Origin of the sequence: Paenibacillus sp. SC116 (assembly GCF_024733555.1) — a bacterium.
Taxonomy (GTDB): domain Bacteria; phylum Bacillota; class Bacilli; order Paenibacillales; family Paenibacillaceae; genus Paenibacillus_B.
The window spans coordinates 239,533-254,473 of the sequence record NZ_JANIOF010000001.1 but is presented as its reverse complement, the minus strand read 5'-3'; the positions used below and the strand labels follow the sequence as shown (position 1 = coordinate 254,473).

At 42.8% G+C, this 14,941-nt stretch carries 4 protein-coding genes; 1 reads left to right on the top strand and 3 read right to left on the bottom strand.

The features are described from left to right. Positions 1-47 precede the first annotated feature (47 nt). The gene (locus tag NQ117_RS00895) at positions 48-6,827 is read right to left on the bottom strand and encodes a non-ribosomal peptide synthetase (protein ID WP_258278121.1); all 6,780 of its coding nucleotides are present in this window, start codon (positions 6,825-6,827) and stop codon (positions 48-50) included. Positions 6,828-8,341: 1,514 nt separating this feature from the next. Between NQ117_RS00895 and NQ117_RS00890 the strand changes: the two genes are divergently transcribed. Then, on the top strand, positions 8,342-10,549 hold the full coding sequence (locus tag NQ117_RS00890; RefSeq protein WP_258276149.1) for a discoidin domain-containing protein: 2,208 nt from the start codon (positions 8,342-8,344) through the stop codon (positions 10,547-10,549). Positions 10,550-10,808: 259 nt separating this feature from the next. Here the strand turns inward: NQ117_RS00890 and NQ117_RS00885 are convergent, their stop codons facing one another. Together NQ117_RS00885 and NQ117_RS00880 are read right to left on the bottom strand one after the other, a co-directional pair. Further along, entirely contained in the window at positions 10,809-12,938 is a 2,130-nt protein-coding gene (locus NQ117_RS00885; RefSeq protein WP_258278120.1) for an alpha-amylase family glycosyl hydrolase, read from the bottom strand. A 120-nt stretch (positions 12,939-13,058) separates the two neighbouring features. Then, positions 13,059-14,816 carry a glycoside hydrolase family 13 protein gene (locus NQ117_RS00880; protein WP_258278119.1) on the bottom strand — a complete coding sequence of 586 codons (1,758 nt, stop codon included), beginning with the start codon at positions 14,814-14,816 and terminating at the stop codon, positions 13,059-13,061. Between the last annotated feature and the right edge of the window lie 125 nt (positions 14,817-14,941).

Here is a 14,941-nt window from a genome sequence, read left to right as displayed (position 1 = left end):
TGTAAAGTAGTGCTGTCATCTTTATATATGTATACGCTCTGCTCGACTTATTCCAAAAATCCAACTCTTCGGCAATGTCGAAGCATTGCTGATATATGTCTGTTCTCTGGCACGTCCCAAGAGAAGCCCATTTGCTTCAATAGGTTCAGTGTAAGTTCTGCTGTCAGCTCGAAATAAGTGCTATCAACCTTCTCATCCATCCATCCGCTGTGCAAAAGCATATTCTCAACAGCATGCATATGGTCACCTTGAATATATGCGGTATAGAGCATGTCAAAAAATACTTCAGTTGACTGCTCCTCTACACTACATTCCTCTTGATCCGCGAGTATATCAGACATACTAACGAATTTCGGATTGTACAAATGGAATGTATGTTGATGAAGCGCTGGTTTATTGAACAATGTAAGGAGAGCTCCACTGACCTGATCAACATATGTCAGGTCAATATCCGCCTCTGTTATCGGTACAGCACCGAGCTGGATAAATGACTTCATCCGATTGTAAAACGCGTTATCCTGTATGTTCTCTTGAAACTTTCCGCTCACGGAATCAAATACAATATTGCCGATACGATAAATATTTGCTATTAGCCCTTGCTTTCTTGCCGCATGGACAACCTTTTCAGCTTCAAACTTTGTCTTTACATAATAGTTATTATGCTGTTGACCAAGATCAAGATCATATTCTGTAAAGTAGACAGACTCTATATTATTTATCGTTCCCATGCCGACTGACATTGTCGATACATGATGAAACGGCTTAGCTTTCACAGCCATAGCAAATTGGGTCAAATGCTCAGTTGCCCTAATATTGCTGTTTTCAAACTCGTCGTAAGGGCCATAATGTTTTACATTTGCAGCTGCATGGATGATACAATCTACTTCTGCAGCTAGCTGCGCATATTGTCGATCGTCTAAACCAAACTTTGTATCTGACAAATTGCCATTCACGATATGAATTCGATCACAGCTTTGCTCGACCCAGGCGAAACCAAAATAATGGGTAAGTTTGTGAAGCAATCGTTGCTTAGCATGCTCTTGAGAATCACCTCGTACGATCACTGTAACTTGACAACTCTTTTGTTGCTCAATAAGATCACGCAGCAAGTAGGCTCCCAAATAACCAGTGCTTCCGGTTAGTAAAACATCGGTATAAGCATTCTCTTCTTGCAAAGCATGCTTAACTTGTGCCATATATATAGAAATATTTTCCTTATACAGCTCGCGTTCACCAACCAAACTCTTATTTCCTTGCTCATTCCGTTCCCGATCGGCTTGCATTCGGTCACGCAGTTGAGACAGCTTGTCCTTTAAATGATTCGGACGGAATTTCATATGCTGTGCGAGCTGACGAATAGTAGGATACTGATATACGTCGCTCACTTCCACTACATATTCCCGTTTCAGCCATGCGATTAAGGAAATGGCTTTTAACGAATGGCCGCCCAGCTCGAAGAAGTTGTCTTCTACACTTACTTCAATCAAACCGAGTAGGTCCTTCCACAGCGTCGCCAACTTCTGCTCTGTTTCGTTAGCTGGAGCAGCAAAATTGCCAGAAGCCATACATGCTTGCTTTTCTGGTGCTGGCAGCTTGGCACGGTCCACCTTGCCATTTGTCGTCAAAGGCAGCTGCTCCAAAAATGCATAGTATGTTGGGATCATATAATCTGGCATCCGCTGTAGCGCAAAGTCACGTACATCTTTACTCGCCATTACGCGGTCTGCCACGATGTAAGCACACAGCGCCTTCGTACCAGATTGCTCTTCCATATCGATAACAAGTACTTCCTTGACCCATTCATGATTGCGAATATGAGCTTCAATCTCACCTAATTCCATTCGATAACCACGAATTTTTACCTGGTGGTCTTTACGCCCGAGAAACTCCAAGTTGCCATTGGGCAACCAACGAACAAGATCACCCGTTTTGTAAAGCTTCTCACCCATTCGAAATGAACTATTAATAAATGCAACCTGCGTCAGGTCAACTCTATTTAAATATCCTCGACCGACTCCATCTCCGCCGACCCACAGCTCTCCAGGAACACCTATCGGCTGCAGCATACCGGCACCATTTACAACATAAGCCGTCGAGTTAGCAATTGGTTTACCAATCGGTATAGAGCCCTCGCTCTCCTCTTCGATAGGGAAGCATGTCGAAAATGTTGTATTTTCCGTTGGTCCATAACCATTGATAATCATAATTGGTTTACAGCTATTTCGCACGCGATAAATGTGCTTTGGTGACAAAACGTCACCTCCAACAAGCAATACCCGTATAGGCTTGAAAATATGGACATCTTTCTCCGCCAACTGTGTAAATAGTGGTGAAGTCAACCACATCATCGTGATGCCATATTCCTGAATTGCGCTCCCCAACTGCACCGCATCTAAAACCGTTGTCTTGTCAACAAGCACAAGGCGCAATCCATTCAATAATGTTCCCCATATTTCAAATGTAGACGCATCAAACACGAGCGAGCCCGTTTGCAATAGGCAATTGTCTTCTTGAAATGGAACAAAATCTGTATTCTGCACGAGACGAATCACATTGCGATGAGTGATCATTACCCCTTTCGGGTTGCCTGTCGACCCAGAAGTATACATGATGTACATTAAGTGATTAGGACCCGGCGGATTACCAATGTTCTCAATTGGATGCTCGTTAAGCTCAAGATCATCAAATACAATCGTGTTCACCTTAAAAGGCAATCGATGTGCTAGTTGCTTATTAGACAACGCCACTGCTGCCCCGCTGTCTTTGATCATATATTGAATGCGCTCCGCAGGATAATCAGGATCAATGGGAACATAGGCACCACCAGCCTTTAAAATAGCAAGCACACCAATGATCATGTCAGCCGAGCGCTCCGCAAACAAAACTACAGGTTGCTCTGCTATAACACCGTTACTTCGCAAATGATGTCCCAAACGATTCGCTTCTTGGTTTAACTCCGTATAGGTTAGCTTGCGATCCTTCGTCTCGACTGCCACTTTATGTGGCGTTCTTAACACTTGCTGCTCAAATAACGCAACGACGGAAGAATCACGTGGATACGCACTAGCCGTGTCATTAAATTGCTGTATAATCTGCTGGCGTTCTGAAGTAGTCAGAATATTCAATTGTGCAATCGGTAATGCCGGATTTGCCGTTGCTTCATGAACCAACTGAACGAAATGATCCGCAAAACGAATCATTTTTTCACGCTTAAATAGTTTTGCAGCATATTCGAATGTAAAAGTCACCGAGTCAGCTTGCTCTATCGCCTCAAGGGTTAAGTCGAACTTAGACGTTTCGTTGTGAACAGGGATATTTGTACAACTTAAGCCTGGCAGCCGAATATCGACGCTACCCATATTCTGCATTACAAATACAGTGTCGAACAGCGGGTTACGGCTCAAATCAGATTTTAGCTGCTTTTTTTCTATTAAATGTTCCAAAGGATAATCCTGATATTCATAAGCATGCAGCAGCGTATCTTTCATTTCTGCTAAGAAACGAGCAAAAGATTTGGATGACTCGGGATAAGAACGAATCGGCAGCGTATTCACGAACATCCCAATCATGTCGTGCAAATCCGCATGGGAGCGAGCTGCTACAGCACAGCCTACGATGATATCTTCTTTATCCCCATATCTCGCCAACAGCACATGGTAGACAGATAACAATACCATGTACATCGTGCAGCCGCGTTCCTTCGCAAACTGTCGCAATAAAGCTGTCTGCTCAACTGATAACCGAGTACGAACGACCTCACCTTCGAACGATTGCTTGCTTGGTCGATGAAAATCAAGCGACAAGTTTAGCTCTGGCAGCTCTCCATCAAGAACGTTAAGCCAATACTGTTCAGCTTGTACATCAAATTTAATTTTATCGGCGTGCCACTCTGCATAGTCTTTGAATTGCAGCTTTAAGGGGACTAGTTCTTTTCCAGCGTACAAGGCGCACAATTCATCGGCAAAAATGCGCAATGAAGCACCATCAAATACAATATGATGAATATTCAGCAAGAACAGATGCTCTTCATCTGCAAATGATACCACCGCTGCTTTCATCAATGGTGATTCCTCAAGTTCAAAGCGACACTTGAACCATTCTACTAACTCATTAACCGACTGTTCACTCAACCGCTCATTCGTTCGATCCCTGTAATCTATTTCAAATACGACATCTGCCATGGCCGCAATTCGCTGGCCAATCTCCCCATTCTCATAATGGAATGATGTACGCAGAGCTTCATGTCTCCTAATGATCTGCTTTAATGCATTCAACAATCGTGCGCGGTCAAGCTTACCTTCCATTCGATACAAGAACGGAATATGATAAGCTGCACCAATACCCATACGCTGCTGCAATGCGAACATACGACGCTGAGCTGTCCCTAGTGTATACATTTTCCTTTCAGCAGCAACTTCAATCTTTACAACAGACCGCAGTTCCTGATTATCCAGTTGCAGCGCCAAATCCCTCAGTACAGGCGATTCAAAGAATTGCTTACATGTAAGCAGCAGTCCACATGCTTGCTCGATTAACGCCTGTATGCGTGAAACTTGCAGCGAATGACCGCCTAAATCGAAGAAATGATCCGCTGCCCCGATAGGAGCGAAACCTAGCACCTCTTCCCAAATACCAACTAACATGCGCTCTGTTTCCGTTTGCGGAGCTATATAGTTGTCCGATATCCAGCCCTGTTTTTTAGGCAGTGGCAGCTTCAGGCGGTCGATCTTGCCGTTAATCGTCAGCGGCATTCGCTCCAAGAACATATAGCAAGTTGGAACCATGTTCGCTGGTAAATGACTGGCCAAGTATGAGCGAATCTCATTTGCGGACATTTCACCATTTGCAACGATATAGGCACAAAGTGCTTTTTGACCTGGCGCATCTTCGAAATCGATTACAAGCGTTTCTACTATTGACTCATGTCTTTGTATTTGCGCTTCAATTTCTCCTAGTTCCATCCGATAGCCGCGAATTTTCACCTGATGGTCGACCCTACCGACAAATTCCAAATTGCCATTAGGAAGCAGTCTCACTAGATCTCCTGTTTTATATAGCCGCTCGCCGGATACAAATGGACTTTCTATAAACTTCTCAGCCGTCAAATCAGCGCGATTAATATATCCACGGGCAACACCTTCGCCTCCGACCCACAGTTCACCAACTGCACCAACAGGCTGAAGTTGTCCGTACTTATTTACAACATAGGCCGTTGAGTTCGCAATTGGTTTTCCAATCGGAACTGACTCCTCGACGCTACCTTCGAGCTCATACCAAGTCGAGAAGGTCGTATTTTCAGTCGGCCCATAAATGTTAGATAGCGCAATTGGCGCACTCTCTAGTGCCACCCTCAGCATATGCTTCGGGCTCATAAGTTCTCCACCAACGAATAATTGCTTAATCGGCAAAAACAGACTCGGGTTACGTTCTGCCAATTGAATAAACAATGCGGTAGTTAAGAACATCGTCGTAACCTTGTGTAGACGAATGGCAGCCTCCAACTGGACAGGATCCAAAATAACGGTTTTGTCTACAAGCACCAGCTGCAAACCGTTCAATAACGCCCCCCAAATTTCAAAGGTGGATGCATCAAAAACTAGTGAACCTGTCTGCAAAATACGATCATCCGGTCCAAATGCTACAAAGTTTGTGTTCATAACAAGTCGAGTCACGTTGCGATGTGTAACCATAACTCCTTTAGGCATCCCTGTAGAGCCAGATGTGTACATCAAATAGATGAGATCTGTCGCTTCATTTACTGGCTCGGGATTGTCCATTGGTTCAACATCTAGATCAGAAGCATCAATCGTTACTGCTTTATTTCCCATTGATAGCTGTCCAGTATAATGACTGCTTGCCAGTACAAGCTGTGCTCCGCTATCCTGCAATATGTATTTGATTCGATCTGGTGGATGATCTGGATCGACTGGTACATACACCCCACCTGCTTTGAGGATAGCTAAAATGCCAATGACCATTTGTGCTGTACGCTCAGCTATGATTGCAACCGCTTGCTCTCTTTTTACACCTAGACGACGAAGTCGGTGCGCCAATCGGTTAGCCTTTTCATTAAGCGTCAAATAGGATATCTCGATCCCATCTTCTATAATTGCAACTTGATTCGGTGACTTCTTTACCTGTTCTTCGAACAACGTCGTAATGGTTTGAAATCTCGGAAAAGCTACCGATGTATCATTCCATAGCGCTACTATTTGATGCTCATATGCTGGCGTCAACACTTTCAGCTCACCCAGACGCTTATCAGGAAACCTCTCCATCTGTAAAAGGAGTTGTTCCCAATTATTTATAAGTTGGTCCCTATACAATTGATCAAAAGTTGTGTTGTGCAATCGATTTAATCTACAATAGATGATAAGCTGTTGTGGTGCTGCAACACCATAGTTGTATAAGAATTGGCAGTGAAGATCGCCTTCTAGTTCGGCTGCAACCGAATTGGAAGGTTTCTCATTATAATTACTGATCCAACAATAAGTATAGGTTGAATCATTCATAGGTACATGATTACTACGCTGTTCCTGACCACTGCGTTGAATGCCGACTTCCATTTCAGCTAGCATTTTCCTTGTCATACCATCTTCGTTAACAACGACTTCAGCGTGATCTGGTTTCTCGCATGCTGCAACATATACACTAACCTCATTCAAGTTGAAATACCGTGTCAACAAAGTCCCCCAAGCCGTACATACAACAGCTTCTGGTGATAAATCCTGCTTACCACTAATCGAACGAATGGCTTCAGCAGCCTCTTCGGAAATGGCAAACGTATACGTCTCATATTCGCGTAACCTTACAGTGGTTAAGTCCATAACCGGCAAAGCGTTCAACCCCTTCGATATACGTAATTAGATTCATATGAATACACATTCATATTTCAATTATGTTATAGAATCTAATTTTGTTTACTAGCCTCACCATTTTTGTTGTTCTATGTGTCTCTCATCACTATTAAACCAACTAAAATACGACAATTATCGACATTCACCAACGAACTACCATTTCAATGATGTATGACACCGCTTTCCAGACTTATTTTGCTCAGAAAACAGGAAGATAGCTTTATTCATTTACCCTATCATACTTTGGAACTATACTTTCCGCAAAACAGTATATGTAAAATGATCAAGAAATTTTGGCGTAAATTGTGGAAAACAGTCATAATCCGCCTGTAACTGCGACAAAAAGTGACAAAAAACTTAAGTGTCGATTCGCTTATATTTCTATCCTAGTAACTCTATCTCTCAAATAGCCCTCAATAACTTCTCTCTCTTTTATCTCTCCACGCAACCGTATGCCATTTATGTTTATAATCATTTCAACTATTTCATCTGTGACATATGTATCACCTCTAATTATATTTGTAATTTACATTTTCACATCATCTAGTGAGTTTTTACTATTTTTGATCTAGCGCATGTATCCATCCATGTGCTATGCTGTTGGCAAGGATCGCAGAAACGATGTTGTTGAACAAATCCATATGTAAGCGATTCCATAGTTGACGCCACTGCTTGGAACAACTTATCTTTTAAGTGGATGATGCAACTAACATCATCATGTTCCGGCATCCTATAGAGTGGACATACCTAATGGACGGTCACAGTAATTTCCCACTTTGTCGAAAGATGGCTAGTCTATCATGCTAGGAGGTGAAGCTGTTTATTTCGGGAGTCCTGTTCAACTGTACTGATAATCTAGAGTCACTTCTTCTATCAGAATATCAGGATACAAACAGTTGAAGTACACCCTCCCCGCCTTGGACGACGTATTGTCCATATTCATTGATTTAGCCCCTATGAGTTACATACCACTTCTTTAAGTAACCTGGTCATACCTCTACAACCTACTCCAATTTCAGTCAAAGAAACTCCTCCACTAGATATCCATAAGTTATTCATTCTATGATTTAGTAGTGCCCATCCACATTACTATTACTCTCACGATTATTGCTTCCTTGGTAAAACTCTGTTTCAATAACCATGTAAGCCCATGCGAATACATTTATTTATTATTTCCACCTCCGGTTAGACATTGAATCTTATCCGCATACCATTTCTAGCGAGCTGCGTAAGTATTTTCCACCCCCTTCCATCGACATATTCAACTTGGTTAAACAGTTATGATTACGAGCAAAACAGAAGCTTACTTCCATGAACAAATAATTCAGATCCTAGGTTTACATCTATCATTTACAGTCATGGCAATCTGCTCATCTTCTATTTTCAAGTAGACTGATGCTTCTTCAAGATGCCTACATACCCCTTCATTACGAACATGATGCATGTGAAGCTCAGACGCACCATATTCTTAGGAGGTAAGGATAGTGGAACAAACGAAGTCCGTATTCAAAAAATGGCTAGTATCCTTTATGCTCGTTACGCTTATTATCACGATGGTTGGAGGACAAGTATTAGCCTATGTTGCCCCGCCTCAAAGTGTAACCGATGCTACCTATCTTCCTGATGGCTCACTCATTCCTAATGGTCCAGATGCACTTATTGCTCCTGCAGCTGTCTCTCCAACGGAGCCAAGCATTACGTTGACTGCTGACGATGAATTCGAGGTATATCATAACGGAGTCAGAATTGGTGCGGGTACCAACTGGAATCAAGCAGGCACTTTCCCGCTCAAAGTGACTCAAGGTAAAAACGTTATCGCAGTAAAAGCGAAAGACAATGGAATCTATGCAGGTCTTCTTGCTGAGATCAATGCAGGTCAAGACGACATTTTCACAACTGATTTTAACTGGAAGTCAACAAGTACTTTTACTGAAGGATGGCATCTGAGAGATTTCAACGACTCTGTATGGCAGCGTGCGAAGGACTTCGGGGCATACGGGATAACACCGTGGGACAAGAGTGTTCAAGGTATGCCAGCTGATACAGCTGCTAAATGGATTTGGCCAGGAGATACGAACTATTGGTCTCCTGCGAAGGAAGCTTACTTCCGCTTCGAATTCATAATCAATCCAGACGGCTCATCAGGTGTAGGCAACCCCATTACGAGTGTAGGTTCGTTCAGCAACGTTACCCATCAAATTAAGAGCACTGCAGCAGCCATGCCTGCTAATGTCAAAAATCGCTTAGATATAAAAGGGAATATTTTCGAAGATGAAGCCGAATCTGGTAACTTTGTTCTGACTCAAGAAGAGTTTAGGCAAATTACCCCAAGCCTCGCAGTAGGAAAAATTTATTTCGATGAAGCAAGCAATAAAGCAATCAAAGTTTCGCAAGTGATACAAGATGGAACGAGCTTCAGAATTGACTATGTAGCTCCAGCACTTGATGAACTGCTCGAATATTACGATATTCCAGAGCAAACGGTAGAATTAGCTGAATCCAACATCGTGTTACCTGCCGAAAAAATGTCCTTAGCAGAACACGATCTTACTGTCCTATCACCAACTTCCACGGGTTGTGGCAAAGTCGGTAATGATTTCACTTGTAACTTCAACAAAGTATTAGTGAACCAAACTGGCACGAACGGCAAAGTTTATGTAGAAGCTAGCGGAAGCATTACACTACAATTCCCGAAAGTATCTGCTGTATATAACCGTAAAAAATACGATGTGAAGTTTACAGCAGGTGAGAAAGCAAAAGTTACACTTAAAGGCGAAGCCAAATTCCACAAAGAAGTAAAAGTACCTATCTTCGGCTTTAACATTAATGCGGGCAAGCTAGCAAGTGCTTCTGTAGGTGTATTTTTAGTTATTGGTGTCGATGGAAGCGTTAAGTTTGAGTTTGTCGTTGATCAGGGCTATTTCGTAGAAGCAGGTATTCGAGGCAAGAACTTCTTCTGGATACCTGTCTCATTTAAGCCATATGCAAACACCACTAGGTATCTCAACGTTTCTCACAATATCGAAGGGCAAATTACGGCTTGGGCTGGAGCAAAAGCTGAAGTTAGCTTGAGAATTGCGAGGTTGAAAGTTATTGCCGTAGGCGTCTTTGCTGGGATAGAAGGACAGGGAAAATGGACAAGTAATACGAATGTGTCCTCCCACTTCTCACTCACCATTGATGCGCTCGTAAAAGGTGAAGCTACCGTACTAAACAAATACTTCAAACTGTTTGAATTCCGCTGGAATCTAGTCAAGTTGGAGAAGAAACCTCCGACGAACAATACGAACTACGCTTTAACAGCAACCGTTTCTGCTGATTCGACCTTCCCTGGGTATTCCGTTCTTAAAATAAAGGATGGTGATCGCAATACTGCTCTCGGGCAGAGCCATAGCTGGGCTAATAACCAGCATACGCCTCTGCCACAATATGTATATGTCGACTTCGGCCAGTCCCGATCCATTAACCGAATTGACCTATATACAACAGCCACTTATGCAATATCTAAATACGACCTACAGTATTGGAATGGTTCAACTTGGGTGCAGCTAGCAAATGTTACAGGCAATACTGCTAGCTCTCGTACGCACACCTTTAACGCTGTTAACACGACCAAAATCCGTGTCTCTGCTCTACTAGGTCCAAGCCATCAGCAAGGATATGTTCGAATTAATGAGTTAGAAGTATATTAATACAACTTCACACTTGTACAGATAAATCTAAAGGCTCCGTCCATATCTACTTGACGGAGCCTTCTGTATGCATACATTTATCTACCATACACTGGGTAAACTCATCTACCTATCATCGCTATCGTCGATTCCACCGTAAAGATTTTGAGCACAACAAATCGTTATATTAGAATTTTTTGAATATTATTGACCATAAAAAATAAGCCGAGGAATTCCCCCTCGGCTTACTGCTAAGATGTTACTTCATTTTACTTCCTATTCACTGGTGCTGCCAATTTACAATAACCGTATCCGTCCCACTGCTCGGTGTCGTATAAGTACGATTTTTCCCACCTTCCCAGAAAAGATGGCTACCTTTCTTTTTCAGGAACTTATATTGAATCTGTGTATTCGCAGGAACACTAACATCTATATACCAATTCGGGTATTTATACACAACTTGATTGTACATCGGACCAATAGCACTCTTTATGTCCCAGGACCCTAACTCAAATATGTTTCCTGATAGATATACATTCTCCCCCATATCTGTATTCGCACCTTGAATGACGAAACGAACATTCACTTGCGATGCTGTGAGCACTTGAATCGATGGAGAAGCATTACTCTTCGTACGTTTTACGGTTTCTACTACCAGATCATAATGTCCCGCAAAATGCATTGGAGGAATTAGACGAATTGGTGGAATCTTCACTTCAATATGTGTATCTTCCCAAGACAGTATATCTGTCCCTGTTACCCTTACAGCACCAATATGTACCGTTCCTTTTTCCGAACCAAATCCACGTCCGTCTATAGACACCTTATTTCCCGGTACTACCATCGTTGGTCCAACATGCCCAATGACAGGACTTGTTTCATCCAGATTGTGATGCCATACGGCAACAGCCCCAGCATCCAATTTGAATGGTGCAACAGTTCCGTTGGTTATCTTTAGCTCTGATCCATTAAGCAAACCACTGAGCATATCTTGATACTGCCCACTTGGCAATGCTGTAACTAATCCGCTAATGTGCGCAGCATTGCTTAAGTTGCGGTTAATAGCAACCAACGCAACACTATTACCAAACTTTCGTTCATAAATATATACATCATTATTGAGCCATCGCTCTTGTGTCGTACCATAGGCAAATGCGGGATTCACTTTTCGAAGTGGACCTAGCTTTCCCATAACTTGATAAGCTGTCGTATTTTTCGAGAAAGATGACATACGTGCACGGTTTTCCGGATCATTGCCACCCGTCATATACTGCTCTGTCCCGTAGTAGACCGCTGGTACACCACGTGAGGTTAATGTGAATGCCAATGCTTGCTCGAGCATACGCTTATTCGTTTTATTGACGTGGAATCTCTCCATATCATGGTTGTCTATAAACGTAACCTGATCATTCACATACTTATAATCTTTAGCTGTACTAACGATCATATTATTCAAGCTCTGCATCGATTGAGTTTGATCTCGAAATACTTGACGAACCGTTTGAGCGAAGCGGAAATCGAGTAAGCTCATTCCACTCTCATTCGCAAATGCATGATTATCAGCACTTACCTCATTTGCCCCGAGGAACCATTCACCGAACGTAAACACTGGCTTTTTACTGTAAATCGAAGACATCCAGCTTTTCTGCCACCCAAACGGCATGTGCTTGACCGCATCTACTCGAATGCCGTCCACACCCATATCAAGCCAGAGTTGAATGGCATCCTTAAAATACTTATCCACGATCGTATTGTTATGGTTCAAGTCTGCAAGATCATAAAGATTGCGATAAATCCCATCTTCAATAGACGAAAAATCAGTGCCTAAATTGTGATGAAAAATACGGGAAGTGTCGTTCGTATAACCCGCAACTAATGTACCGTTATCGTATAGCCTTCCATTGTCGCCAAAGTTAGGGTCTGTCTCCATCGCAGGTGAGGTATGATTCGGCGCAAAATCAATGATGATCTTAATATTTTTCGCATGTGCAGCTTTAACCAATTGTTTAAATTGCTCCATCGTACCATATGCAGGGTTAGTCTTCTTAAAATCACGCGCCCAGTATCCATGGTACGATGTATTTTGAACACCCGAGTTGTTGATGACATGAAAAATATTTTCTACAGGCTGAGAGATCCATAATGCAGTAACACCCATCCCAGTAAAATAGCCATCGTTTATATTGTTGATGATCCCTTGCCAATCTCCCCCACAATACTTTTTCAAGTTTTTGCAAGTTCCATCGAACAATGATCCTTTCGGGTTATTACGGGGATTGCCATCAAAAAATCTGTCAGTCAAAATCTGATATATCACATCTGTACTAAAGTTTGCTGTGTTCGTAACGGCTGTGTCAGGTGCTGCCTGCAACGGTTGTGGTGGCCACACAAATAAAAGTGTAGCAATCATTAGGAGCCACGCGCTCCAACGAGATAACATTTTCATGTCATTTCCCCCTAGGCATACGGTACATGTTATAAACTAAATTGCGAATGGACGTTGCATGCCAACAACCGTTGCTCTACCAGCTTAATTCGTCTGTTTCAGTACAGCAAATCCATATGCTTCAAGCTGAATGGTCATTGCATCGCCAACATGTGCAATTGTAGCATCTGAAGACAATTTTGTCTTCCACACTTTCCCATCAAATTGCTCACCTACACGGATCGTAGTGCTCTCAGAGGAAGCATTAATAGCAATCAAGAAGCGCTCGCCAGACTCACTCCAGCGCTCATACAACAATACACGTGAATCAGATTCAGCTTGCAAGAAACGAATATTTACAGAACGCATCGCTTCATGATCGCGACGCAATGCGATTAGATTACGATAAAACTCAAATAATTCTCGATCCTGCTTCTCTACATCCCACTCCATGCAGCGACGGCAATCCGGATCTCCTTTACCAGCCAATCCAACCTCATCTCCGTAATAGATACAAGGGACTCCTGGATGCGTGAATTGGAATAGGGACGTCAGCTTCATACGGCGTTTATCACCATCACATAGCGTTAGCAATCGCGGCGTATCATGACTGTCCAACAAATTGAATGCTGCTTCAGTCGCTTGCTGCGGGTAGTTAGCAAGCTGTGTTCCGATAGCACTTGCAAATTCTGCAGCATCCCCTAATTGTTTGGCAAAGAAATCATTTACTGCATCTGTAAATGGATAGTTCATTACAGCATCGAACTGGTCACCTTGCAGCCAAGCCATCGAGTCATGCCAGATTTCACCCAAAATGTACGCTTCCGGATTTGCTTTCTTCACTACTTGACGGAACTCACGCCAGAACTGATGATCGACTTCATTAGCAACATCCAAGCGCCATCCGTCAATCCCAATTTCCTCGATCCAATAACGAGCTGCCTCAAGCAAATACTCTTTCACTTCTGGTTGTTCCGTATTGAGCTTCGGCATAATTGGTTCAAAAGCAAACGTTTCATAAGTAGGAATGCCTTCTTCCACACGCAATGGATATTCACGTACGTAGAACCAATCTTTATACGCAGATTCCTCTCCTTTTTCCAACACATCCACAAACGGCGGGAACGTTTTGCCTGCATGATTGAAAACAGCATCAAGCAATACACGAATGCCACGAGCATGACAAGCCTCAACCAATTCCTTCAGCTTCTCATTAGAGCCAAATTGAGGATCTACTTTCATATAATCACGTGTATCATATTTATGGTTCGTCGTTGCCTCGAACACAGGTGTGAAATAAATCGCATTAATGCCCAGCTCATTCAAATGATCGAGATGCTGGATAACTCCTTCCAAATCTCCACCGAAGAAATTCGTAGGTGTAGGCTCTCCACCCCATGGTAGCACATTCTCAGGATCATTCGACGCATCCCCGTTCGCAAAGCGCTCAGGGAAGATTTGATAGAACACGGCTTCTTTTACCCAAGCAGGCGGTTCAAAAATATCAACTTTATTCAAGTACGGATACTCGAAAGATTCAAAATATTCTTTTGACAGCTCTTTGCGGAAACCGCGCTCTGTCAAATACCATTGCTCCTGATCATCTACGAAACGAAATGCATAACGAAGACGGCGGAATGGCGGCTTATAAGCTGCTTCCCAATAGTCAAATAATGCATCTGACGTAAACTTCCGCATCGGCACATACTCCGTCATGCGCTCAAACGCATATTTGTCAACAGCAATCAGATCAACTGCGGTAACATCATTTTTCTTTGTGCGAATCCGTATGTGGACTGTCTCCTGGTCATAAGCATAGGACCAACCTTGTTTGGAACGGTGATAAATCGCTTCTAGTTGCATATTCATTCAGCCTACTTTCTATCCATATTGTGCCACTACAAGAACGCAAACAACCCCGTTCTCCGAAGAAAACGGGGTTGTTATTTAGTGCTGTCGATCATACAATCTCACAACACTAGATAAGG

Coding starts and splice junctions, on each gene's coding strand:
- NQ117_RS00885 (WP_258278120.1), bottom strand. CDS start 12,938: ATGATTGCTACACTTTTATTTGTGTGGCCACCACAACCGTTGCAGGCA.
- NQ117_RS00895 (WP_258278121.1), bottom strand. CDS start 6,827: ATGGACTTAACCACTGTAAGGTTACGCGAATATGAGACGTATACGTTT.
- NQ117_RS00880 (WP_258278119.1), bottom strand. CDS start 14,816: ATGCAACTAGAAGCGATTTATCACCGTTCCAAACAAGGTTGGTCCTAT.